A 23,657-nucleotide genomic window follows, 5' to 3' on the forward strand; every position below is an offset into this window, starting at 1 on the left:
ACCCCGTTCGCCTAGACTCATCGCTTGGGAAAAGGGATCGGCGTGTCCATGCTCGTTGAACGCGAAGCCTCCATTGGGGAACCGACTTTGCTGGAGCGCCGCAGGGCGGAGCAGAACGACAAGCGCATTCTGGGCAATGTCGTGCAATGCGACGGCGCGCGCGCCACCATCAGCGCCTATGCCGACGATATCGAAGGCACGGTCACCGGCCTGTGGAGCGTCGGCAAGATGATCTCGATCAATCTCGGTACATCACGAACCGTCGGCCTGGTCTATGAAATCGGCAAGTCGGATCGTGCCTGGAGCAGCGAGGGCCAGAATCCGATCGAGGTCAGCATCGAATTGATCGGCGAGGTGCGCGACGGTGCCGAACCCGGCGCGAAGCCGATCTTCGACCGTGGCATCACAACCTACCCGCATATCGGCGCCATTGCCCATCGTATCCGCAGCCGCGACCTGCAGGCCGTCTACGATCTCGCCGGTCGTCATTCGATCACCATCGGCACGCTGTCGCAGGACGAGGCCATCGCCGCCAATATCGCCATCGACGATACGCTGGCGCGCCATTTCGCCATTGTCGGCACCACCGGGGTTGGCAAATCGACCGCCGTGTCGCTGCTCTTGCGCAAATCGATCGCCGCCCGGCCCGACCTGCGCGTGCTCATCCTCGATCCACACAACGAGTTCGCCGCGTCGTTGCCCGAATATTGCGTCAGGGTCGATTCGACGACGCTCGACCTGCCCTTCTGGATGTTCAAGCTCGAGGAATTTGCCGAGGTGCTGTTTCGCGGCCGCGAGACGGTTCCGGAAGAGGTCGACGCCTTGCGCGATCTCATTCCCGCGGCCAAGAACCTCTACCGCAATCCGAACTCCGGCAACTATCTACGGCGCAGCACCGATGTGCTGACCGCCGACGCGCCGGTGCCCTATCGCATTGCCGACCTCATCAAGCTGGTCGACGAACGCATGGGATTGCTGGAAAGCAAGAACGATCGCCCGACCCTCAGGTCACTGAAGACACGTATCGAATCGGCGGCATCCGATCCGCGCTACCGTTTCATGTTCAACTCGCGCCTGATCGAGGACACCATCCACGAGACGATCGGCAACATCTTCCGCGTGCCGCATCACGGCCGCCCTGTGACCTGCTTCGAAATGGCCGGCATGCCGTCCGAGGTGGTCAATTCCGTATGCTCGGTGCTGGCGCGGCTGGCCTTCGACCTGGCGTTGTGGAGCGAAGGCCGCCTGCGGCTGCTCTTCCTGTGCGAGGAAGCGCATCGCTATATGCCGGCCGATCCGCGCCTCGGTTTCGCGCCGACGCGGCACGCGCTGTCGCGCATCGCCAAGGAAGGCCGCAAATATGGCTGTTATCTCGGCGTCGTCACCCAGCGCCCGGGCGAACTCGACCCGACCATCCTGTCGCAGTGCTCGACGTTCTTTGCCATGCGGCTCGCCAACGAGCAGGACCAGGCGATCATCCGCTCGGCGATCGCCGACTCCTCGGCTTCGACGCTGGCGTTCCTGTCTTCCATGGGCCAGCGCGAGGCCATTGCCTTCGGGGAAGGCGTGGCGACGACGATGCGGATGAAGTTCGAAAAGCTCTCCGAGGATTTGATCCCCGGCACCGCCAAGCGCGCAGACGCCTTGCGGTCCGAAACCGGCGACGAGGTCGACCTCGTGGCGATCGTCGAACGGCTGCGCAACGTGCCGAAATCACAGCAGGCAATGCCTTTCGCGGAAGTCGTCGATCCGGGCCGGCAGTCCGGCGATTCGGACTATCGCAAGCCGTCGGCCGCACGCACCCAGCGAAACGACGATTTCGACTTGCGCTACGGCCTCAAGCCGGCGACCTTCGGCCTGCGCCCCCCAGAATGATTGAGCCGAGCGACTTTTAGGCAGCGCTCGCAGATATCAAAGCTGAGTTTCGATGGCTGTCTTGTCTATAACTGACCACACTTGGCGAATTTTCCCTCTCTGAAACTCATAGAATACGTTCTCGGCAAACGAAATTCTCTTCCCGCTTACATCGAGCCCAAGGAACGTTCCCCTTGGCGCGCAGTCGAAGCTTAGCCGGCTCGCTATATAAGGCGGATCGGCAACCAATAGCTGAATGTCGAAGTAAAGGTCCGGAATTTCGTCGAAGTCTCTCACCAACATTTCGAGATAGCCGGACAATCCGAGCTTGCGACCGTTGTGGGTCACTTCATCATGAACAAACCGCCCCAGATTTGGCCAATCCTGCTTGTTCAGGCATGCAATATAGCCTCGGTAAAGACCGGAGAGATCGGATTTAGTCACGGCAACACCTCTATTTCCGGCAAGCCCCGCAAAGGCAGCATCTCGGCTTGACTGGGTGACGTCGGTCTGCGTGCACCGGAAACGCAGAAAACGATACCAGACGGCCGGCATCACGAATTCAATGACGGAATTTCAGGCACAGACGCGGTTGCGCCCTTGCCTCTTCGCCTCATAGAGCTGGCGATCGGCGCGGCGATAGAACTCCTCGGCGGTTTCCTTGCGATCCCAGACGGCAAGCCCGACGCTGGTGGTGATTTTCAGTCGGACATTGCCCGTCAGCACCGCCATGTTGGCGATCGCCTTGCGGATGCGCTCCGCGAATTTGGATAGCAGCTCGGCGTCCATATTGGGCGTGACCACCGCGAACTCCTCGCCGCCCAGGCGCGCCACCACGTCGTGATAGCGTGTCATGTCCTTGAGACAGTTGGCGACCGCCCGCAACACCTCGTCGCCGACATCGTGGCCGTGGCTGTCGTTGACCTGCTTGAAATGGTCGAGGTCGAGGATCATCAGCCCTACTGGTTTCTCGATGCGACGGAACTCTTCGAGATATTCCTTCAGCGCATCGTCGAAATAACGCCGGTTCTGCATGCCGGTGAGGCTGTCGGTGAGCGCCGCATGCTCTAGCGTCTCCGAACGCGCGCTGAGCGAAACGGTCATGGCGCGCAGCTTGCCTTCTTCCGTCGCCTGCTTTCGGATCAGCGGGTAGATGAAGAAAATGCCGAAGAACAGCGCAGTCGCCAGCAGCACGCCCGTCGCAAACAGCAGCTTGTTGAGATAGACGATTTCATCGAGTTCCGAAGGCGTATTGCTAATGTCGGCGGCCAGGGTTTGCAGGAGCCCATAGGCGTAAAGCGTCACCAGGCCGGCGGCCAGGATCACAAAAATAAAGACGAAAAAGGCTGATTCCGCCTTGTGGAAACGCATCTGCTCCCCGTTGGAAAGTTCGTAACGATCTTATGGCATGCGGGAACTTACGGACAGTTAACCTGGACAACTTCAACGCGAAATGTCCCCTCGGTGTCGACTTTTCAGGTTGCGCTCGAAGGAGGGAGTGAGAGCATCGAGTCGATCCCCTCACCAGGACGCAATCTCTGCCATTCCGGGCCCAATTGGTGCCTGAACCAGGTCGCCTGCCGTTTGGCATATTGCCGCGTCGCGATTTTCGCGCGCTCGATGGCCTCGGGAAAACTGAAGGCGCCGGCCAGCGCGGCCTGAAGCTCGCGAACACCGATTGCTTTCATCGCCGGCAGGTCGGGATCGAGGCCGAGCGCTGAAAGCTGTTTCACCTCGTCCAGTGCCCCCTTGTCCAGCATGCGGTCGAAGCGAGCATCGATCCGCTCCACCAGCGCCGCTCGCTCCGGCTCGATGACGAAAAAGCGCGCGCTGCTCCTGTCGATCGACGGCCGGCCACGCGCGGCCTGCCAGTCCAGGATGGAACGCCCCGACGCGTCGAGCACCTCCAGCGCCCGCACGATGCGCTGGCCATCCGTCGGCTTCAGCATCATGCCGGCCGCAGAATCCTCGCGCAACAGGATGCGGTGCAATCTCACTGCGCCCTGTTCCTGGAGCTCGTAACGCCAGCGATCGCGGATCGACTTCGGAATGTCGGGCATCTCCGAGATACCTTCCGTGAGCGCCCGGAAATAAAGCCCGGTACCGCCGACGAAAATCACTGGCCGCTCCGAGAGCGTGCCGTCGTCGATCAGCTTCGTGACATCACGCAACCAGGCGCCGGTGGAATAGGCGGTGGACGGATCGACGTGTCCATAAAGAAAGTGGGGGACGCGGGCGAGTTCGGCAGGACCAGGCCGCGCCGTCAGCACGTCGAGCACCGAATAGCCTTGCATGGAATCGGTGTTGACGATGACACCGCCATTGCGCTCGGCGAGGTCGAGTGCGAGCGCCGACTTGCCGCTGGCGGTCGGCCCGGCTATCAGGATCGCGTTCTTCACGCGGCCTTCGCCCGCCTGTCCGCTGGAATTTTCGATGCCGCTGATCGCCACGCTTCTATCCCATCCCGCCGGCCGCGCATTGACGCCGACGCTAGCGAATATGGCCTCGCGGTCGGTCGGCGCAAGCGCTGTTCGCTGGCTGGCCGAAGGCATTGCCTGCGAACTCGACTTGCCGGAGACCGCCGACGCTTCCGAAATAACGGCGCGCCTGCAGGCCGCGCTTGCTTCCGAACCGATCGACGTGGCCGTCCAGCCGGCTGAGAACAGGCGCAAGAAGATCCTGATCGCCGACATGGATTCGACGATGATCGACCAGGAATGCATCGACGAGCTTGCCGACGAGATCGGCGTCAAGGATCGCGTCGCCGCCATCACGGCGCTATCCATGAACGGCGAGATCGCATTCGAGCCGGCCTTGCGCGAGCGCGTGGCGCTGCTCAAGGGTCTCGATGCCGCAATCATCGACCGCATCATCGACAATCGCCTGACGCTAGCCTCCGGCGGCCGCACGCTCGTCCAGACAATGGCGGCCAATGGCGCCTGGACGGCGCTGATCTCCGGTGGTTTCGACATCTTCACCACCCGCATCGCAGCATTGCTCGGCTTTCACGAAAATCGCGCCAACCGCCTGATCGAGCAGGATCGCCGCTTCACCGGCTTGGTCGCCGAACCGATCCTCGGCCGCGCCGCCAAGGCCGAAGCCCTTATCGAGATTTCCGCCCGCCTCGGCCTGACGCCTGCCGATGCCATTGCCGTCGGCGACGGCGCCAACGATCTCGACATGATCCGTCTTGCCGGCATCGGCGTCGCCTTGCATGCCAAGCCGGCCGTGGCAGCCGAGGCAAAGATCCGCATCGACCACGGCGACCTCACCGCCTTGCTTTATCTGCAGGGTTATCGCCGGGAGGAATTTGTCGAATGACGCCGATCCGCACCGAGCGCCTGATCCTGCGCAACTGGGGAGATCGTCACCGCGAGCTCTTCCATCGCATCAATTCCGACGAGTTGGTCATGGAATTCTTTCCGTTTCGGCGCGACCGTGCCCAGTCGGACGCCAAGATGGAGGAGTTGCGCGCGGCTATCGATCGCGACGGCTTCGGCTTCGCGGCCGCTGAGATCGCAGCCACAGGTGAATGCATCGGCTTCGTCGGCATAACCCGAACCGATCATTTGCCATTCCTGCCGCCCGGCACGATCGAGATCGGCTGGCGGCTGGCACCCGAATTCTGGGGCCGCGGCTATGTCACCGAAGCAGCCGAAGCCTGGCTCACCTATGGCTTTGAAAGACTTGGCCTCGACGAAATCGTGTCCTTCGCAGTCGAGGATAACAGCCGGTCCACTGCCGTCATGGAGCGCCTGGGCATGATCGCCGAGCCGCCTCCGACTTCGACCATCCCGGTGTTCCGGACAGCCACACCGCACTCAGGCGACATGTTTTCTACAGGCTGCCGCGCACAGACTGGCAGGCAAGAAAAAGGGCGGCCCGCTAGCCGCCCTTTTTCGTTTCAACATCAGTGTGTTGCAGGCTCTTCCGGACTCAATCCATCCGGATTGTCACAAACCTCAGCTCGCCTGTCTTCGACGCCAGCATCAAAAGCGCGTTCTTGCGCCCCTGCTCCTTCAGCGCGCCGATCCGGTCCATGACGTCCTTGGGCGTGGCGACCGATTCCTGCGCGATCTCGGTGATCACCTCGCCCGGCTGGATGCCGCGTTCGGCTGCCGCCGAATCCTTGGCGACGTCGGTCACGACGACGCCGGAGACATCGGTGGCAATGCCGAATTTCGTGCGCGTCTCGTCGTTGAGCTCGCCGATCGTCATGCCGAGCACGGCAGCCGTCGAAACCGCAGGCGCCTTGTCGGCATCGTCCTGGTCGGTGTTGCCGTTTTCACCGCCGCTGGCAAGCTTTTCGCCGTCCTCGAGCCGGCCGAGCGTCACCTTGACGGTCTGCTCGACCCCTTTGCGCACGATGATCACGTCGACCGCCTTGCCGACCGGGCTCTCCGCCACGACGCGCGGCAGGTCACGCATTTCATGGATGTCCTTGCCGTCGAATTTGATGATGACGTCGCCGGCCTGGATTGTGCCGTTGTCAACCGGCCCGCCCTTGATGACGCCGGCGACCAGCGCGCCCTTGGCGGTCGCCATGCCCAGGCTTTCGGCAATGTCGTCGGTCACCGGCTGGATGCGCACGCCGAGCCAGCCGCGCCGCGTCTCGCCGAACTGGCGAAGCTGGTCGACGACGCCCGAGGCAAGCTGCGACGGGATCGAGAAGCCGATGCCGATCGAGCCGCCCGATGGCGAGATGATTGCCGTGTTGATGCCGATGACCTCGCCGCTGCTGTTGAACAGCGGTCCGCCGGAATTGCCGCGGTTGATCGCGGCATCGGTCTGGATGAAGTCGTCATACGGGCCGGAATTGATGTCGCGATTGCGTGCCGAGACGATGCCGACCGTCACCGTGCCGCCGAGACCGAACGGATTGCCGATCGCCATCACCCAGTCGCCGACACGCATCGTGTTGGAATCGCCGAACTTCACCGCCGTCAGCTTGTGCCCTTTCGGATCGACCTTCAGCACCGCGACATCGGTCTTGGTGTCGGTGCCGACCAGCGTCGCCTTGAGCGTCACCCCATCGGAGAAATTCACCTCGATGTCGTCGGCATCGGCAATGACGTGGTTGTTGGTCACCACGATGCCCTGCTCGGCGTCGACCACGAAGCCGGAGCCCAGCGACTGCACCTTTTGCCCGCCGCCGCCCTTGTCGCCGCCACGGTTCTTGAAGAAATCGTCGAAGAAGTCCTGGAAGGGCGAGCCCTCCGGCAGCTGCGGCATCGGCACTGCGCCCGGCCCCTCAGTGCCTTTAACAGTCTGCGACGTCGAGATGTTGACCACGGCGCCAAGCAGGCCGGCGGCGAGATCGGCAACCGAGGGCGGCCCGTCGGCTGCCATCGTCGGCGCCACGAACGACGGAACGGCAACGGCGCCGACCAGAAGCGCAGCGGCCCCGGCGATGAACGTCCGCCTCGCTGCACGCAGAAGGATGGTGGATGTCATCGAAAGGCCTCCGGGTGTTCTGAAAAAAACCGCTTCGGCAAAAATGCCGGTCCGCGTCATGTTGGCAAGAAATAAGGCACGTTTGCGGCTATGGCTACCGCCAGAGGATAAATCCTCCGTTACGCCGGCGCCCCTGCACCGGCCCTATTGGCCGGTGCCTGGCTGTGCCGCCGGTGCGGCGGGAGCGGTAGGTGCTGGCGCTGGTGCCGCCGGTGCCACAGGCGTTTCCTTGCTGTTCGGGTCGCGGAAGAAGCGGAAGAACTCGGAATTCGGCGACAGCACCATCGTCGTTCCGGCGCTGTTCAGCGCCGTGCCATAGGCATTCATCGACCGATAGAAATCGAAGAAGGCCGGATCGCGCAGATAGGCCCCGGCAAACGTGGCACTGCGCTGGGCTTCACCTTCACCGCGCAGGATTTCAGACTCTTTTTGCGCTTCGGCGACGATTTCGACCACTTCGCGGTCGGCGCGAGCCCTGATCCGCTGCGCTGCCTCATTGCCTCGCGCCCTCAGCCGCTCGGCTTCGGCGAGACGTTCGGCCTTCATGCGGTCGAAGGTCTGCTGCGAGACTTCGGCCGTGAGATCGGTGCGGCGGATGCGGACATCCTCGATCTGCAGGCCAAGCGAGGTGGCATCAGGCCTCAGCTGATCGCGCACCTCGCGCATCATCACGGCGCGCTCTTCCGAGAGTGCCGCCTCGAAGTCGCGCAGGCCGTAGACGCGGCGCAAGGCGGCGTCGAGACGCGTCCTCAGCCGGGCCTCGGCCAGTTCGATCTGGCCGGAAACCGCGGCGCGGAACACACGCGGATCCGAGATACGATAGGCGATAAAGGCATCGACCTCATAGAACTTGCCGCCCGAAACCTGGACGCGGATGTTGTCGAGGTCGAAGCGCAGCACCCTGTTTTCGATCAGCTGCACGGTGTCGGCATCGAAGAAGGAGAATGGCGCCTTGAAATAGATGCCCGGCTGGTTCTTGACGTCGACGATTTCGCCGAACCTGAGCACCAGCGCCTGCTGGCGCGCATTGACGACGAAGACCGACGAATAGAGCAGGAACAGGATGACCGCGGCGATGACCGCAATGACGGGAAGACGGTTGGCCATCACTGGTTTCCTCCGGTGGCCGGTGCCGGCGCCTTCTGCTGCAATGCCGGCAGCGGCAGGTAGGGAACGACCCCTTGCCCGTTGCCTTGCTCGACGATGACCTTGCTCGAATCCTTCAGCACCCGCTCCATCGTTTCCAGGTAGAGTCGCTTGCGCGTCACCTCCGGCGCCTTGGCATATTCGTCATAAACCGAGATGAAGCGCTGCGCCTCGCCTTCGGCCTCCTGCACGACCCGGTTTTTGTAGGCGGCCGCGTCTTCGCGGATCTGTGCGGCCGCACCGCGCGCCTGGCCGAGCTTCTGATTGGAATACTGATTGGCCTGCTCGACGAACTTGTCCTCGTCCTGCTCGGCGCGCTGCACCTCGTCGAACGCGTCTGCCACCTCGCGCGGTGGCGCGGCGTCCTCGATCGAAATGGCGTTGACGTTGAGGCCGGCCTTGTAACCGTCCAGCGTCGTCTGGATGATCTCACGCACCGACGCCGCGATGCCTTGCCGGTCGTCGCGGAAAATGTCTTGCGCCGGGCGCCGGCCGACCGCTTCGCGCATCGCGCTTTCGGCGACCTGCTGCAGCATGCCGTCCGGGTCGGACACATCGAACAGATAGGCCTTAGGGTCGGAGACCTGATAGGCCACAGAGAACTGCACATTGACGATGTTCTGGTCGCCGGAAAGCATCAGGCCATTGCCGCTGGAACTGCCGCCGCCGATACTGACAAGCTGCTCGGCGATGTTGGCGGTCTCGACCGTTTCGATGGGCCACCAATGGAAATGCAGGCCAGGCTGCGACAGCTCCGCCTTCGGCTTGCCGAACCTGAGTTCCACCGCAACTTCGTCGGGCTGCACGGTGTAGACCGCCTTGAACGCCCATAGCACCACCAGCGCCGCGGCAATCAGCCCGAACACGGCAGGGCTCGCGCCACCGCCGCCCGGCAGCGCGCGCCGCAACCTGTCCTGCCCGCGCCGGATGATATCCTCGAGATCGGGAGGCGAGCCCTGCGGGCCGCTGGGTCCTTTTGGTCCCTGACCCCAAGGCCCCTGATTGTTGCCGCCGCCCCACGGGCCGCCGCCGCCGCTCTTGTCGTTCCAGGGCATAAATGTCCTTTCGCTTGGAATTCCCTCAAGCGCCGGCTCACCGGCGCAAAATCCAATATTATTCTTCTATAGGGATGCAACGGCACGCTTTCAACGCGATCGGCTGCCGCCACTGTCCGCTTTTGGGTCCATCTAGACCTGTCGCGACCCCTTTGTCGCCTTCAATGCACGTCGCGCCGCCGCTCGTAAACCGAATAGCGTGTCGCATGGCTGTCCTTTTCGCCAGCCTCCACCTCCTGCGAGCGGACGATCCGCCACAGCGCCGGATCGATCGGCGGGAAATGGGCATCGCCGTCGACCGCGGCCAGAACATGGGTCACGTGCAGCCGATCGGCCAACGGCAGCGCCTGAGCGTAGATCTCGCCGCCGCCGATGACGCAGATCTCGTCGGCGCCGGCCATGCAGCGCCCGCGCACCGTCGCCAGCGCGATTGCGTCCTCGATCGAGTGCGCGACTTCGACGCCCTCGGCGCGCCATGCCCTGTCTCGTGTCACCACGATATTGAGCCTGCCCGGCAATGGGCGGCCGATGCCTTCATAGGTCTTGCGGCCCATGATGATGGGCTTGCCCATCGTATCGGCTTTGAACCGCTTGAGATCGGTGGACAGCCGCCACGGCAACCCACCCTCGCGCCCGATCACGCCGTTCTCGGCGATGGCGACATAAATCGCGAGGTCCATCAGCCGCCGTTTCCGCCATCGGATGGCTCCAGCAGCAATATGTCGATGTCGTGCTCGGGGTAGAAGTTCTGCGCCTTCATCTCGAACGTCGTCGGTCCGACCTTCCTGACGTTTTCGCCGCAAAACGAGACCAGGTTCTTCGCATCGCCCTTGTCGACGGTCAGCTTGAACGTGCCGATGTTTCCCGACGCCCAGTTGCCACCCGTGGTCAGGATATAGGCGATGCGGTTCTCGAAATATTTGGGGTAGCCGTCGGGATCGTCCTTGGCTGCCTTGCGCACGGCATTCTCGAAGGCATCGTCCATGCAGTAGCGTGTCTTGTAGGCGGCATACTGAGCCTGGAACTGGCCGTCATAGAAGAAGCTGACCGAGGAGGTGCCGCCGACGCTCGGCTTGTAGCGATGCGAGACATGGACCGCCTTGTTGGCCGGAAACGTCGAGCGCCACCAATAGGTCGAGCGCAATTGCCAGAACGGCGTATAGACGGTCTTCATGCCCGAACCGTCGTCGGCAGTGTCCTCGATGATGATGCCGCGGTTGACCCAGTCGTCGGCGACCGCTTGCGGCAGCTTTGCCAGCGCTGCCTTGGCCGCATCGCCGAACGGATAGAACGGCACGCCCTGCGCCTTCAGGTCAGCGCCGATGTCGATGCCGAGCGCGAACACCTTCTGCTCGAGCTGCGGCTTTGCCGGCACCCCGTCGATCGTCACTTCGAAGCCGAGGAAATTGTCGCTCTGCGCCTCCGGAATCGCCGGTATTTCTTCGGGGTCGCCTTCGATGTCGGGCATCGGAAAGGCGACGATCGCATCGACATCCTTGTCGGTGTTGTTGCGGAAGACGTAACCGACCATCACTTTTTCCGGCGAGATGTAGAGATCCTCGCTTTCCATCGCCACCGCATCGCTGCGCGAAAGGATCAGCCCACCGGTGCCGAGTTCGGCGACCGAATCATTGGCGAGCGCAGGCGTAGCCGAGAGCGCCAAGGCTGCGGTCAGGACGTAACGGAACATGGAAACTCCCCCGGCGAGAATGCCAACATGACTCTAGCTGTTCAATGTGGCGTTTCAAAGCCTTTCGGCAAATGCGCCGGCGCCTGCCGGCATGTCGTGTCGGTCTGGACACGCCGGTCCCGATCGGGCAGGAGTTCGCCCATGCGCAAGCTTCTCGTCATCGGCATCGGCGCCGGCAATCCGGAACACATGACAGTCCAGGCCATTAACGGTCTCAATCGGGCCGACGTGCTGTTCATTCCTGACAAGGGCGCCAAGAAGAACGATCTCGCCGAATTGCGCCGCCAGATCTGCGACCGCTTCGTCATTAATCCGAACTCGCGCCGTGTCGAATTCGACGTGCCGGTGCGCGCCGAGCCGGCGCCTTCCTACCGCTCGACCGTCGACGACTGGCACGAGGCGATCGCCGCGATCTACGAAGGCCTGATCCGCGACGAACTCCCTGAAGATGGCTGCGGCGCCTTCCTGATCTGGGGCGATCCGTCGCTCTACGACAGTGCGCTGCGCATCCTCGAGCGCGTGCGCCTCAGAGGCAATATAGCGTTCGAGTTGGAGGTCATCCCTGGCATCACCGCCATCCAGGCACTCGCAGCCAGCCACAAAATGGCATTGAACCGGATCGGCGACGCCATTTTGATCACCACCGGCCGCCGGCTCGCCGAGGAAGGTCTGCCCGAAAACGCCGGCAGCACCATCGTCATGCTGGACGGCAAATGCGCCTTCAACACGCTGGACGACAACGACGTCACCGTCCACTGGGGCGCCTATCTCGGGACGCCCGACGAGATCGTCATCTCGGGCCGGATTGGCGACGTCGGCGACAAGATCGTGAGCACCCGTGAGCAGGCCCGCCGGAAAAAAGGCTGGATCATGGACACCTATCTGCTGCGCAAGCCGGGCGAGCCTAAGAAGTAACAGGGATCACACGCGGCATGAATTCCGCCGGCGTCACGCTGCGTCGATCTCGGCCTGCAGCGCCTCCATATGCGCCGCCGCTGCTGAAGACGCAGCCCGCTCGATCGCGCGGAAGCGGCTGACCACAGCAAGCCCGACCGACGTCAACTGGGCGCCACCGCCTTTTTTGCCGCCCGTCTGTGCCGCAACCAGCGGCTTGCCGAACACCCGGTTCATGTCCTCGACTAGGTCCCAGGCGTGCTTGTAGGACATCTCCATGCCGCGCGCCGCGGCCGAAATCGAGCCGAAGGCGGCGATCTGTTCCAGAAGCTCGATCTTGCCCGGTCCGATGCGGCCATCTGGATCGAGATTTATCCGCAAACTCAGCGACGGCATTTGCTCCTCCGCGGTCACGCCATTCTACAGGTTCTGCAGCGATACCGCTATTCCAAAACGATATAGCGAATCATCGGCCGTTCACTCATCCGCCTCGGCGGGCAGGCCGGCGCCGGTATTCGCCTGGTCGAAGCTCACCGTCTTGACCACGGCGAAGACCTGTCGACCAAGCCGAAGCCCCAGTGTCTGCCGCGACTGTTCGGTGATGCGGGCAAGCACGGTTGCGCCATTGCAGTCGAGGCCAATCTCGACCGTAGGCCCTTCGCCCGGCTCTATCGCCACGATCGTGCCCGGCAATATGTTGAGCGCGCTGAGGCCAACCGGCTGCTCGGTGGCGATCATCACGTCGCGGGCACGGATGCGGACGCGCACCGGCGCACCGACTGGCGTTGCCAGAAGCGGCACCCGGATCTCGCCCGCCAATGAGCCTAGCACCGTCATGCCAAAGGCTTCGTCGTGGCCCAGAACCGCGGTATCCAGCACGGCACCGCCCTCGCCGCGCTCTTCGGCCGGCAATAGATCCAGACGCTGCATGATCGCTCCGGTCGGACCGGAAGCGGCGACCTTTCCTTGCATCAGCACCACGACGTCGCTCGCCAGCCGCGCCACTTCGGCGATCGAGTGGCTGACATAGACGATCGGGATTTTCGTCTCGTCGCGCAGCCGCTCGATGTAAGGCAAGATCTCGGCCTTGCGCCCCTCGTCGAGCGAAGCCAGCGGCTCGTCCATCAGCAGCAATTTCGGACTGGCAAGCAGCGCCCTGCCGATTGCCACACGCTGCTTCTCGCCACCAGAGAGCTTTGCCGGCCGCCGGTCGAGCAAATGGCCGATCCCGAGCAGTTCGACCACGCCATTGATATCCGCGTAACGCTCAGCAGCCGGCGTGAACCAGCGGCCATAGCGCAGATTGCTCGCCACGCTCATATGCGGAAACAGCCGCGCATCCTGGAACACCATGCCGATCCGCCGTTTGTGCTTCGGCACGAACAGACCGGCATCGCTATCGACCAGCACGCGGCCCTCGGCCGCGATACGACCTTTGTCGGGGCGGATCAGCCCGGCAATCAAATTGATTAGCGTCGTCTTTCCGGAGCCGGAAGGCCCGAACAGCGCAGTCAGCCGCCCGGCGCTTTCGAAGCGGGCATTGACGGTGAAACCGCCAAGCCGGTGGCTGATGTCGACCTGAACCGTCATTCGATGTCCATCCGCCGGCCGACGCGCCGCGCCAGCACTTCCGAGGCAACAAGTGCCGCCATCGAGATGACGATCGAGATCAGCGTCAGCCTGAGCGCGCCGGCGTCGCCGCCGGGAACCTGCGTGAAAGTGTAGATCGCCGACGGTAGCGTCTGCGTCTCGTTCGGAATGTTGGAGACAAAGGTGATCGTCGCGCCGAATTCGCCCATCGCCTTGGCGAAGGAGAGGATCGCACCGGCGATCAGCCCGGGCAGGATCAGCGGCAGCGTGATCGTGCCAAATACCCATAGCGGATTGGCGCCGAGCGTGCCGGCGGCCGCCTCGATTTTGCGGTCGACGGCCTCGATCGACAGCCGGATGGCCCGCACCATCAGCGGAAAGCCCATCACGCCGCAGGCGAGCGCGGCGCCAGTCCAGCGGAAGGAAAAAACGATGCCGAAATGTTCGGCCAGGAAAGCGCCGGCCGGACCACGCTTGCCGAAAGTCAAAAGCAGCAAATAGCCGGTCACCACCGGCGGCAGGATCAGCGGCAGATGCACCAGGCCATTGAGCAGCGTCTTGCCCCAGAACTGGCCGCGGGCAAGCACAAGAGCGATCAGAATGCCCGGCGGCAGGCTGGCAATCATCGCCACGGTCGCCACCTTGATCGACAGCCGGACCGCATTCCATTCGTCGGGAGCGAGATCCAGCAGCCAGTTCATGTGCGGTGCCGTACGTCAGTTGCTCGGCGCGAGGATTGTAAAACCTTGCGCCTTGAAGAGTTCGCCAGCCTTGGCGGATTGCAGGCATTTCAGGAATGCCGAGGTAGTTCTGCTCTTCGAATCCGCAAGCTGGGCGACTGGATAGATGATCGGCGGATGGGTACCCGCGGGGAAAGTGCCGACCACCTTCACGCCAGGCTCCGCATGCGCATCCGTGGCGTAGACGATGCCGAGTGCTGCCTCGCCGGTCGATACCAGTTTTAGAGCGGCGCGGACATTCTCGGCCTGCGCCACCTTGCCTTCGACCGAAGACCAGGCACCGAGCGATTCGAGGGCTGCCTTGCCGTATTTGCCTGCCGGCACAGCTTTGACATCGCCCATGGCAAGTTTGCCGTCACCGACCAGCCCGGCAAGATCGAAACCCTTTTCGATCCTGGTCTCGACCTTGGAATCCCGCGGCGCAACCAGCACGATCTGGTTACCGAGCAGTTTCACTTGGGTTTCGGGCTTGGTCAGCTTCCTGTCGGCAAGATATTTCATCCAGTCGAGATCGGCCGAGATGAACAGGTCTGCTGGCGCGCCGCTTTCAATTTGCCTGGCCAGCGCCGAGCTCGCCGCGTAGGAAATGGTCGCCGCCTCGCCGACATCGGCCTCGCAGGCCTTGTTGACGGCATCGAGCCCATCCTTCAGGCTCGCCGCGGCAAACACGACCACCTTGTCATCGGCATGGGCCGCCGGCACCGCGGCCATCAGCATGGCGGCGAGACCCGCGATGGCAATCGTCGTCGAACCTTTGCGCGCCAGCATGAAACTCTCCTCGTCCCGGATCGCCCGAAGCCGTCCATCGATATATCCGTGCGAACATAACAAGGAAAGGCTCTTTACCGGCGACGGCATTCTGAACCGAGGTTTTCCCGGCCTGCGATAATCGTCGTTGGATACAGCGGCGTCGAAGCCGAAGGAAATATTCACATGAAAATCAGCGACCAGGGATTGCCCGTCAAGTCGACGTCGGCCAATCAAGATGGATGCTGACAAGGCCCGAGGGCGCAGCCGCAGTAGGCAATGTCGATATGCACGGTCGGCTATGGTGCTAGACCGCGATCGGCGCCTTGATCGTCGCGTCGGCGAAATAGTTCTCGAGCCGGAAATCCTCGAAGCGGAAGGCAAAGAGATCCTTCACCTCGGGATTGATCCACAGCGTCGGCAACGCCTTGGGCGTGCGCCGCAATTGTTCGCGCGCCTGCTCGAAATGGTTCGAGTAAAGATGCGCGTCGCCGAGCGTGTGGATGAAATCGCCGGGTTTCAATCCGGTCACCTGCGCCACCATCAGCGTCAGCAACGCATAGGAAGCGATGTTGAACGGCACACCGAGAAAGATATCGCCCGACCGCTGATAGAGCTGGCAGGAAAGCTTGCCTTCAGAAACATAAAACTGGAACAGGCAATGGCAGGGCGGCAACGCCATGGCCTCCACCTCGGCCGGGTTCCACGCCGAAACGATCAGCCGCCGCGAATTAGGATTTTTGCGTATTTCCTTCAGAAGATTCGCAATCTGGTCGATGGCGCCGCCATGGCCGTCCGGCCACGACCGCCATTGTTTGCCATAGACCGGGCCGAGATCGCCGTTCTCGTCGGCCCACTCATCCCAGATCGAGACGCCGTGATCGTTGAGATATTTGATGTTGGTGTCGCCGGCCAGGAACCATAAAAGCTCGTGGATAATCGACTTCAGGTGCAGCTTCTTGGTGGTGGTGACCGGAAAGCCGCGGGCCAGGTCGAAGCGCATCTGGTAGCCGAATACCGAGCGCGTTCCGGTGCCGGTGCGGTCGCCGCGATCGGCGCCGTTTTCCAGCACATGCTTCAGAAGGTCGAGATACTGGCGCATCGGCTCCGGTCCGATTCGGGTTGTCAGCCATCATAGCCGAATGACCGTCGGCCGAACACAGCAAAGCGAGACGATTCCAGCAGAAGCCTCACCAGCACCGGCGGCGAGGTTGCTCAGAGCGAGCCGAGCATGCCCAGATCCTTGGCGACGAGGTAATAGAATGTCACCCGGCTCTTGCTGTTGTCGGCCGCCATAGCCTTGCAGGTCTTTTCGATAGCCCCATCCGCCTTGGCACCGTCGGTGACGCCGAGCTTGCCGGCGACCCAGCTGTTCCTGACACGCTTCAGTTCCTCCGGGTCGGTGCAGGACACCAGCGAGGAATCGCGGTTCCTGAGCGCGATGCCCAGATGCTTGACGATCTTGGCGACCGCGTCGGCATCGGCCGCCGCATCATACTTCTTTACGTCTGCGAGATAATCGGCCATCGAATTTCCCCTCGTCGGCGCCACGGGATCCGGTCAGTGAGGATTGTGGCGCGCTGCCGCAAATAATGCGCTAGGTCTCCTCACCGCCACAAAGCTTCGGTTGAGACCGGCTGCAAGTCAACCCCTTGATGATCCACTTTGGCACGGACGAAAGTGGTATTCCGGCCTTTCATTTTCCACCGCCAGTCCCTATATTCGCTTCGTCGGCTCGACCGACTATGGCGATAAACAGGCGATGAAATAAGCCGTTCGGACCCGGGGGCGGTACCCGGCGCCTCCACCAAAAACCGCTGCTCAAGAGCGGCTTTTGCTGGGGGCGAAATAGGATCGACGAAGGTGTAAAGATCGTACTTTTGCCCGGCATTGTACCACCGTTATCGGGCTAAACTTATAGTTGCCAACGACAACTATGCGGAAGCACGTCTCGCCGCGTAAGCGGTGCGATAGCTTCAATTCAAGCCCTAGTGGTTCGCACTTCTAGGCGGGGTTCGGAGGTACCTGGCAACAGAAACCTCCATTTCTCCCTCTCGACATATGCAGAAGCGGGCCCCGCCGGCCGGGCTTTCATGCGCCCTGACGGGTCCAAAAAACCCCTGTCTTCATACTTCCCCCATCCAATCCATGGATCAGAAATGCTAAACGATTCCAATCGGTTTTTCGTGCTGACCGGCGGTCCGGGCCCAGGCAAGACAACGTTGATCGAGGCTCTTAAGGTGGCAGGCCTCGCAACCTCGGGCGAAGCCGGGCGCAGCATCATCACGACGAATTGGGCGATAGGCGCCAAGCCTGCCCTGGCGGCTCTGTTCGCCGAGTTGATGCTGTCTTGGGAGTTGCGCTCCTACCGGATCGCGGGCGAGCAATCCGGTCTGGTCTTCTTCGATCGCGGCGTGCCGGACACTCTTGGCTATCTGCGCCTGACCGGGGTGCCGGTTCCCGATCACGCCACGAATGCCGCCCGACGCTTCCGCTATGCCAGGCGCGTCTTCGTCGCGCCGCCATGGCCGGAAATCTTTCGGCAGGACAACGAACGCAAGCAAACGATGGACGAGGCTGAACGCACCTTTCACGCACTCGTCGCCGTTTACACGGAACTAGGCTACGAGCTGGTGCCGCTGCCCTTGGCGCCCGTCGAAACGCGGCTGCGGTTCGTCCTCTCCGAGACAGCGTCGTAGCGAAGCACCGCAAGCGACGGTTTTGCGAAAGTCCAAGGGCCTCCCATCATCGGAACCTCCGATGGCAGCATTCGTTTCTTCCCGTTTCCCTTCTCTCATGCCTTGCGGGACAAGGCCTCAGTTTCTCGCCGCATATCGGTCAGGCCCCGGCGAGCTATCTGATGGAGATAAGATGAACCAGGAAACCACACCAGCACCCGAACGCATCCTGATCGTTGGCGGCAGTTCCGGCATGGGGCTGTCGCTGGCCGAACAGCAGCTTGCCGCCGGCGCCGAGGTTACGATCGTCGGCCGCTCCGAGGACCGATTGTCGGCCGCACGGCAGCGCGTGCCTCACCCCGAAAGGCTGAGGACGATCGCAGCCGACGTCACAAGCGAGGACGAGGTCCAGCGCCTGTTCCAGGATGTCGGCACGCTCGACCACATCGTCTCGACCGCCGCCGACGTTACGGGCGTCTATGTGTTGCTTCCCGAGATGGACATCTCGGTGGCGCGGAAAGTGATGGATTCCAAAGCCATCGGGCCGCTTCTTCTTGCCAAACATGGCGCGCCTCGTCTGACGCCCGGGGGATCAATCACGCTGACCTCGGGCATCGCCGCCTATCGTCCGGCGGCGAAAGGCGCGGTGGTGGCAGCCGTTAATGGGGCACTTGGCTCACTCGCCTACGCGCTTGCCGTCGAACTGGCGCCGATCCGCGTCAACGTCGTCTCGCCGGGCTGGGTCGACACGCCGATTTGGGATGCCGTCGTCGGCAGCGGAAAGATGGCTGCGCTGGAGGCCATGGCAAAGCGTCTGCTCGTCGGCCGGATCGGCCAGGCAGCCGACATTGCCCAAGCCATCACGTCCCTCATGCACAACGGCTTCATCACCGGAACCGTGCTTCATGTCGATGGTGGCCAGCGGCTGGTCTAGCGATGGCCAGATTTCGCGGACCATTGCAAGGAACAGCCGCAGCACCGGCGCTTGAATGCGCCGGTGGCGCCATACCATGGTGACCGGCGTCACCGGGCTGCTTCCGACCCAGGGCAGCACGACGATATTGGCGTCAGCCGCGGAAGCCACGAGACGCGGGACCAGCGCGCATCCAAGACCGCCTTCAACAAGGCTCCGTATCGCGCCCATGCTGGCGAACTCGCCGACGAGTTTTGGACGGTCAGGCAACGTTGCGGCAAACGTTTCGTCGAACATCCGCCTATAGACGCAACCGGGCTGGGTCACGAGGAAGGCCTCGTCAGCCAGATCGTCGGGCGTTATGGCAGAATATCCGGCCAACCGGTGATTTGCCGGCATATGGTGACGAGCTCTTCTACTGCCACTTGCTCGCTTCGCAGCTCCGGCGCCGCCACTGGGACGGCTCCGAAATGGAAAGATACTTCCAGCGCCCCGCTTGTCACGCCGGCACGCAACCCACTGCTATCGTCCGCCCTGAGGTTCAGTTCCACATCCGGATGGCGCCGATGGAATTCCGCCAGCAGAGCTGGCAAGCGTGTCGAGCAAAGCGTCTCCAGGCCGCCGACAGTCAGGCGACCGGCAACCGTGCCGCTCGCGTCGGCGACTGCGGAACGGGCTTCGTCCGCGAGGTCGAGGAGATCGTTTGCGTAGTCCAGCAGGCGTTGTCCCGCCGCCGTCAGCTTCAAGCCACGCCGTGATCTGTCGAACAGCGACGTGCCTAGATCGCTTTCCAGCGCCTGGATCTGTTCGGTCACGCTCGATTGGGCAAGATGAACCCGCTCGGAAGCGCGCGTGATATTCAAGGTGGTGGCGACCGCCACGAAGGTTTTGAGATGTCGAAGCTGCATGTCCTGAACCCGTCATATAGGCATAGGCTGCTTTGAACCGGGACCGCAAACATGAAAAGGCCGGGAACATCGCCCGGCCTTTTTGTCTCGATAGGCGAAGTTTACTCCGCCGGCGCCTCCGCGACGTCCCGGCTGCGGCCGAGCGTTATTTTGGCCAGTGTGAAGGAGATCGCCGCGCAGAGCGTGATGCCCGCCACCATCGGCAGCGGCGTGCCGTCGAAAAACACGCCGGCGACGCCCATGGCGACCGCGCCGATGGCGAAGTGCAGCGTGCCCATCAGCGCCGACGCGGTACCGGCGATCTCGCCATGCTCTTCCATGGCCAGCACCGACGTCGTCGGGATGACCAGGCCGAGAAAGCCGTAGCCGATGAACAGCAGCGCCGCCATCACGTCGAGCCGGTCGACACCCGATGCCATCACCGCGAACAGCACCACCATCGTCGTCGCATAGCCGGTGACCGCGACACGCACCACGCGCTGCAGCCCGAACCGCTCCGACAGCAACCCGGTCAGCTGCGACATGCCGATAAAGGCAACCGCATTGATCGAGAAGAACACGCTGTAGACTGAAGGCGACAGCCCGTAATGATCGATCAGGATGAAGGACGAGCTCGACAGATAGACGAAGAAGCTCGCAATGCCGAAGCCGGCGATGGCCGTCAGGCCAAGGAAGTTGCGGTCGCCCATCAGGAAGCGGTAGCCGGAAAGTGCCGTCCGGAAGGACGAACCGGCGCGCTCTTCGACCGGCCGCGTCTCCTTGAGTGAGGTCGCCAGCAGGATGGTGGCGAGCACGGCCGCGCCCGTCACCGTCCAGAACACGGCGCGCCAGCCGAAGTTCTCGATGATCTGGCTACCGGTCAGCGGCGCCAGGATCGGCGACACCGAAAACACCAGCATCAGCAGCGACATCAGCTTGGCGGCCTCGGTGCCGGTATGCAGATCGCGCACGATCGCGCGCGGCACGGCCATGCCGGCGCTGGCGCCGAGCCCTTGCAGGAAGCGGAAGGCGATCAGCCATTCGATCGAGGGAGCCAGCGCCGAGCCGACGCCGCCGACCATGAACAGCGCCAGACCGCCGTAGAGTGGCAGCTTGCGGCCGACCACGTCGGAGATCGGTCCGACGACGATCTGGCCGAAGCCCATGGAAAGAAAGAAAATCAGCAGGCTCATCTGCACCGCGGCAGTGCCAGCATGCAGATCCTCACCGATTGAAGGCAGGGCCGGAAGATACATGTCGATGGCAAACGGGCCGATCGCGGACAATAGGCCGAGCACGACCGCAATGCGGAGGAATTTGGCGTTCATGATAGCAGGCTCTTTCGAATTCTGGTTGCCGCCGCGGACCGGCGCGTAACCCTAGGACGTTCCATCCCGTGGAGTTCCGACTCTTCTGCGGAACGAAACCCCCTTCGTGCAGTCCACAAATTTAGACAGGCTTGTCTAATTCGTCAACCACCTCTATATAGTTTTGCATGAAGGCCAACGTTTCTCCTGACATTTTCCCGCCGCGGGGCCATGAGGCCAAGCGGATGTCGATTGTCGATGCCGCCGCCTCGGTCTTCTGCCGCGAAAGCTTTGCCGGTGCCAATATCGACATGATTGCCGCCGAGGCCGGCGTCTCCCGCCAGACCATCTACAATCATCACGGCGACAAGGAAAAACTCTTCGTTGCCATCGTCCGCGACCTCACCGAACGTTGCAATGCCGGCATCTTTGCCACGATTTCCACTTTTCCCGATCAGCCGAAGGATCTCGAGGCCGACCTCATCGCCTTTGCTGTGCGGATGAACCACAACTGCATCTGCAACCGCGACGGCAAATTCCTGCGCAAGCTGATCCAGACCGAGGGCGGGCGCTATCCCGAGTTGTTCGCCGAATGGCGCGAAGAAGGACCGGGCAGGACATGGCCGGCGATCGCCGCCCGCTTCGCCCGCCTCGCTCATGCCGGCTTCCTTGACATCGACGATCCCGATGTCGCAGCGCGCCAGTTCATGGCGCTTGCCAATGCCGAGTTGCAGACGACATTCATGCTCGGCGGCACACCGACCGAGGACGAGGTGGTGCAATCGGCGACAAATGGCGTGCGCACCTTCCTGCGCGCCTTCGGCAAGCGGCAGCCTGTGGCCCGGGCGAGCAAACAGGGCGCGCTCGCCAGCGCTTGACGATCAAAGCCGTTTGACGATCAAATCGTCGCCAATGGGCTTCGCTTCCGCACGCCGGCGATCTATATCCGGTTTACGCCGCGCTCAAGCTTGATTACAGCTATCAGGACGATTCAACGGAACCCGACAGCCACATGGCCGACGACCACATCCGCTACGACATTCTGGCCCAGGAGGCGTTGCGCGGCGTCATGCGCAAGGTCCTGGCCGAAGTCGCGCGCACCGGTCTCCCGGGCAACCATCATTTCTTCATCACCTTTCTCACCGGCGCGCCGGGCGTGCGCGTGTCGTCGCGGCTGCGCGAGCGCTATCCCGAACAGATGACCATCGTCATCCAGTTCCAGTATTGGGACCTGAAGGTGAGCGACACCGGCTTTGAGGTCGGGCTGTCGTTTTCCGACGTGCCGGAGAAACTGGAAATCCCGTTCTCGGCCGTACGCGGCTTTTACGACCCGTCCGTCAACTTCGAGCTCGAATTCGACGTCAAGACCGATACCCCGGCGGAACAGGAGACAAAGGCCAAGCCTGCTCCCGAACCGCTGGCCATCGTCGCCGAGAAAAAGCCCGAGACGAAGAAGAAAACCGCCGAGGCGGAAAAGAAGCCTGCCGCGGCCGACGCCGGCGCCAAGGGCGCCGACGTGGTGTCGCTTGACGCCTTCCGCAAGAAGTGACCCGACGGGCGGCGTGACATGACCGAGATCGTCAATCTCCGTCAGGCACGCAAGCAGAAGGCTCGAGCCGAGAAGGAGCGCCTGGCCGAACAGAACCGGGCGCTGCATGGCCGTTCCAAACCCAGCCGGGATCGCGACCGCCTGATCGCCGACAAGGCCGATAAATTCGTCGCCGGCCATCGCCGCGAAAATTCGGGCGATTCGGACAAATCCGATGCTTGAAGTGTGAGTAGGATCGTCTCGTGAGCCCGGTGGAAAAGCGCTCGGTCACCATTCGCGGCCACCGCACCAGCTATTCGCTCGAAAAGCCTTTTTACGACGACCTGGTCGCCATCGCGGCCGTGCGAAAACTGACGCTCGCCGCCCTTGTCGCCGAAATCGACGAGAGCCGCCCGCGGGATGCCAATCTCTCCTCGGCGCTCCGGCTCTATGTGCTGGATTGGGCCAAGCGCAGCAAGTTGTAGCCTTCAGGCAACGCTATCCTGTTTCCTGCGCCGGATACGGAAGCCCAGCAAAGCCGAGCGGTCGCGTTCTTCGGCCTGCCAAGCAGCGTATCCTGCAGTTTCAGGTCGGCGAGCGTGAACTGGCCAAAATAGGCGATGTTCGTGGCAAGCCGGATCAGCTTCAAGAGGGCAATGCCGGCAAACAACCCCGCCGTCGCAACCACCACCGCTATGCCGGCAATGAGCAGCACCCAGGCATCGGTGGTAAAATCGCGCAGATGGCCGGGGTTGGCGTGATCGGACTTCATTTGCAGACCTTGCTTTCTGGCGGCGTGCCGACTTGCGGATGGGTCGCCGGCCGTGCCACCGAGGATGGCGGGCACGAGCGATGTTGGTGACACCACGCCAGCATCAGGCCCTGCTTGCAATCAAAGGGTTCCCCGGCGGAGGGCCGGTGACCATTGGCGACCTCGCGGAGCGCCTGCGCATCCGCCATCACAGCGCAGTGGAATTGGTCAACCGTCTTTGCGAAGCCGGGCTGGTCGCGAAGGACCACGACGAGGAGGACCACCGCCGCGTGCTGCTGCGGCTGACCGAGCGCGCCGACGACAGTCTCGCCGATCTGTCAGCCGCTCATCTCGACGAACTCGGGCGGATCGAGCCGATGCTGAAGCGCTTGCTTGCTGGACGCGACACATAAGGGATGCGCC

At 62.6% G+C, this 23,657-nt stretch carries 25 protein-coding genes, 1 other RNA gene and 3 pseudogenes; 12 read left to right on the forward strand and 17 right to left on the reverse strand.

All coding sequences use genetic code 11. From position 1 onward, the window contains the following. The first annotated feature begins 48 nt into the window (after positions 1–48). Complete coding sequence (locus tag NKH16_RS21470) at positions 49–1,875, forward strand: ATP-binding protein (RefSeq protein ID WP_352742522.1); 1,827 nt, start codon at positions 49–51, stop codon at positions 1,873–1,875. 36 nt (positions 1,876–1,911) lie between these two features. Here the strand turns inward: NKH16_RS21470 and NKH16_RS21475 are convergent, their stop codons facing one another. From NKH16_RS21475 to miaA, 3 genes are all read right to left on the reverse strand, one after another. Beyond that, complete coding sequence (locus NKH16_RS21475; protein WP_352471649.1) at positions 1,912–2,298, reverse strand: ester cyclase; 387 nt, start codon at positions 2,296–2,298, stop codon at positions 1,912–1,914. Between the two features lie 132 nt (positions 2,299–2,430). Further along, on the reverse strand, positions 2,431–3,225 hold the full coding sequence (locus NKH16_RS21480) for a GGDEF domain-containing protein (RefSeq protein WP_352471623.1): 795 nt from the start codon (positions 3,223–3,225) through the stop codon (positions 2,431–2,433). A 104-nt stretch (positions 3,226–3,329) separates the two neighbouring features. After that, complete coding sequence (gene miaA, locus NKH16_RS21485; RefSeq protein WP_352742524.1) at positions 3,330–4,298, reverse strand: tRNA (adenosine(37)-N6)-dimethylallyltransferase MiaA; 969 nt, start codon at positions 4,296–4,298, stop codon at positions 3,330–3,332. Here miaA and serB point away from each other — a divergent pair. Together serB and NKH16_RS21495 are read left to right on the forward strand one after the other, a co-directional pair. Next, complete coding sequence (serB, locus tag NKH16_RS21490; RefSeq protein WP_352450067.1) at positions 4,288–5,175, forward strand: phosphoserine phosphatase SerB; 888 nt, start codon at positions 4,288–4,290, stop codon at positions 5,173–5,175. The two genes, miaA and serB, sit on opposite strands and share 11 nt — an antisense overlap. Then, positions 5,172–5,743, forward strand: a pseudogene (locus NKH16_RS21495) (GNAT family N-acetyltransferase). The gene serB and the pseudogene NKH16_RS21495 overlap by 4 nt, the downstream one beginning before the upstream one ends. Positions 5,744–5,790: 47 nt before the next feature. On the opposite strand, the gene NKH16_RS21500 reads toward NKH16_RS21495, so the two are convergent. The 5 genes from NKH16_RS21500 to NKH16_RS21520 all read right to left on the reverse strand — a co-directional run bounded on the left by NKH16_RS21500 (position 5,791) and on the right by NKH16_RS21520 (position 11,199). After that, on the reverse strand, positions 5,791–7,308 hold the full coding sequence (locus NKH16_RS21500) for a DegQ family serine endoprotease (RefSeq protein ID WP_352742406.1): 1,518 nt from the start codon (positions 7,306–7,308) through the stop codon (positions 5,791–5,793). Between the two features lie 144 nt (positions 7,309–7,452). Then, positions 7,453–8,415, reverse strand: a complete 963-nt coding sequence (hflC, locus tag NKH16_RS21505) for a protease modulator HflC (protein WP_352705116.1) — start codon at positions 8,413–8,415, stop codon at positions 7,453–7,455. Continuing rightward, entirely contained in the window at positions 8,415–9,509 is a 1,095-nt protein-coding gene (gene hflK, locus NKH16_RS21510; protein ID WP_023676693.1) for an FtsH protease activity modulator HflK, read from the reverse strand. The genes hflC and hflK overlap by 1 nt, the downstream gene beginning before the upstream one ends. 161 nt (positions 9,510–9,670) lie before the next feature. Further along, positions 9,671–10,189 carry a dihydrofolate reductase gene (locus NKH16_RS21515; RefSeq protein ID WP_023676694.1) on the reverse strand — a complete coding sequence of 173 codons (519 nt, stop codon included), beginning with the start codon at positions 10,187–10,189 and terminating at the stop codon, positions 9,671–9,673. Next, complete coding sequence (locus NKH16_RS21520) at positions 10,189–11,199, reverse strand: DUF4424 domain-containing protein (protein ID WP_352450070.1); 1,011 nt, start codon at positions 11,197–11,199, stop codon at positions 10,189–10,191. The genes NKH16_RS21515 and NKH16_RS21520 overlap by 1 nt, the downstream gene beginning before the upstream one ends. A gap of 141 nt (positions 11,200–11,340) precedes the next feature. On the opposite strand from NKH16_RS21520, the gene cobF reads away from it, so the two are divergent. Further along, the gene (gene cobF / locus NKH16_RS21525) at positions 11,341–12,114 is read left to right on the forward strand and encodes a precorrin-6A synthase (deacetylating) (protein WP_352450071.1); all 774 of its coding nucleotides are present in this window, start codon (positions 11,341–11,343) and stop codon (positions 12,112–12,114) included. A gap of 33 nt (positions 12,115–12,147) precedes the next feature. Here the strand turns inward: cobF and NKH16_RS21530 are convergent, their stop codons facing one another. The 6 genes from NKH16_RS21530 to NKH16_RS21555 form a co-directional block, all read right to left on the reverse strand. Then, complete coding sequence (locus tag NKH16_RS21530; RefSeq protein ID WP_023676697.1) at positions 12,148–12,489, reverse strand: winged helix-turn-helix domain-containing protein; 342 nt, start codon at positions 12,487–12,489, stop codon at positions 12,148–12,150. An 81-nt stretch (positions 12,490–12,570) separates the two neighbouring features. Further along, complete coding sequence (gene modC / locus NKH16_RS21535; RefSeq protein WP_352742409.1) at positions 12,571–13,683, reverse strand: molybdenum ABC transporter ATP-binding protein; 1,113 nt, start codon at positions 13,681–13,683, stop codon at positions 12,571–12,573. Next, positions 13,680–14,384 carry a molybdate ABC transporter permease subunit gene (gene modB, locus NKH16_RS21540; protein ID WP_023676699.1) on the reverse strand — a complete coding sequence of 235 codons (705 nt, stop codon included), beginning with the start codon at positions 14,382–14,384 and terminating at the stop codon, positions 13,680–13,682. Before modB ends, modC begins: the two co-directional genes overlap by 4 nt. A gap of 15 nt (positions 14,385–14,399) precedes the next feature. Further along, positions 14,400–15,191, reverse strand: coding sequence for a molybdate ABC transporter substrate-binding protein (gene modA / locus NKH16_RS21545; protein ID WP_352742411.1), 792 nt, complete (start codon positions 15,189–15,191; stop codon positions 14,400–14,402). 286 nt (positions 15,192–15,477) lie between these two features. Then, a complete protein-coding gene (locus tag NKH16_RS21550; protein ID WP_023676701.1) occupies positions 15,478–16,272 on the reverse strand; it encodes a thymidylate synthase in 795 nt (264 codons plus the stop codon). A gap of 113 nt (positions 16,273–16,385) precedes the next feature. Beyond that, on the reverse strand, positions 16,386–16,697 hold the full coding sequence (locus NKH16_RS21555; protein WP_352705123.1) for a DUF2853 family protein: 312 nt from the start codon (positions 16,695–16,697) through the stop codon (positions 16,386–16,388). 163 nt (positions 16,698–16,860) lie between these two features. On the opposite strand from NKH16_RS21555, the gene ssrA reads away from it, so the two are divergent. The 3 genes from ssrA to NKH16_RS21570 all read left to right on the forward strand — a co-directional run bounded on the left by ssrA (position 16,861) and on the right by NKH16_RS21570 (position 18,782). Beyond that, positions 16,861–17,216: a transfer-messenger RNA gene (gene ssrA / locus NKH16_RS21560) on the forward strand. 113 nt (positions 17,217–17,329) lie between these two features. Beyond that, complete coding sequence (locus tag NKH16_RS21565) at positions 17,330–17,869, forward strand: AAA family ATPase (protein WP_352901696.1); 540 nt, start codon at positions 17,330–17,332, stop codon at positions 17,867–17,869. 172 nt (positions 17,870–18,041) lie between these two features. After that, entirely contained in the window at positions 18,042–18,782 is a 741-nt protein-coding gene (locus NKH16_RS21570; protein ID WP_352901699.1) for an SDR family oxidoreductase, read from the forward strand. A gap of 72 nt (positions 18,783–18,854) precedes the next feature. Here NKH16_RS21570 and NKH16_RS21575 read toward each other — a convergent pair. Further along, a pseudogene (locus tag NKH16_RS21575) lies at positions 18,855–19,669 on the reverse strand (LysR family transcriptional regulator); the annotation flags it as partial. Positions 19,670–19,770: 101 nt separating this feature from the next. Beyond that, entirely contained in the window at positions 19,771–20,976 is a 1,206-nt protein-coding gene (locus NKH16_RS21580; RefSeq protein ID WP_352742416.1) for a multidrug effflux MFS transporter, read from the reverse strand. Positions 20,977–21,143: 167 nt separating this feature from the next. Between NKH16_RS21580 and NKH16_RS21585 the strand changes: the two genes are divergently transcribed. The 4 genes from NKH16_RS21585 to NKH16_RS21600 all read left to right on the forward strand — a co-directional run bounded on the left by NKH16_RS21585 (position 21,144) and on the right by NKH16_RS21600 (position 22,968). Next, on the forward strand, positions 21,144–21,833 hold the full coding sequence (locus NKH16_RS21585) for a TetR/AcrR family transcriptional regulator (RefSeq protein ID WP_352450076.1): 690 nt from the start codon (positions 21,144–21,146) through the stop codon (positions 21,831–21,833). A 134-nt stretch (positions 21,834–21,967) separates the two neighbouring features. After that, a complete protein-coding gene (locus NKH16_RS21590; protein WP_023676707.1) occupies positions 21,968–22,504 on the forward strand; it encodes an SspB family protein in 537 nt (178 codons plus the stop codon). 18 nt (positions 22,505–22,522) lie between these two features. Next, a complete protein-coding gene (locus NKH16_RS21595; protein WP_352705129.1) occupies positions 22,523–22,726 on the forward strand; it encodes a DUF4169 family protein in 204 nt (67 codons plus the stop codon). A gap of 20 nt (positions 22,727–22,746) precedes the next feature. Beyond that, a complete protein-coding gene (locus NKH16_RS21600; protein WP_352539555.1) occupies positions 22,747–22,968 on the forward strand; it encodes a ribbon-helix-helix domain-containing protein in 222 nt (73 codons plus the stop codon). On the opposite strand, the gene NKH16_RS21605 is transcribed toward NKH16_RS21600, so the two are convergent. Then, positions 22,932–23,255 carry a hypothetical protein gene (locus NKH16_RS21605; protein ID WP_352742418.1) on the reverse strand — a complete coding sequence of 108 codons (324 nt, stop codon included), beginning with the start codon at positions 23,253–23,255 and terminating at the stop codon, positions 22,932–22,934. The genes NKH16_RS21600 and NKH16_RS21605 overlap by 37 nt on opposite strands. An 86-nt stretch (positions 23,256–23,341) precedes the next feature. On the opposite strand from NKH16_RS21605, the pseudogene NKH16_RS21610 reads away from it, so the two are divergent. Beyond that, positions 23,342–23,647: pseudogene (locus NKH16_RS21610) on the forward strand (MarR family winged helix-turn-helix transcriptional regulator); the annotation flags it as partial. Between the last annotated feature and the right edge of the window lie 10 nt (positions 23,648–23,657).

The organism is Mesorhizobium sp. M1307, assembly GCF_040318155.1.
Classification (GTDB): Bacteria; Pseudomonadota; Alphaproteobacteria; order Rhizobiales; family Rhizobiaceae; genus Mesorhizobium.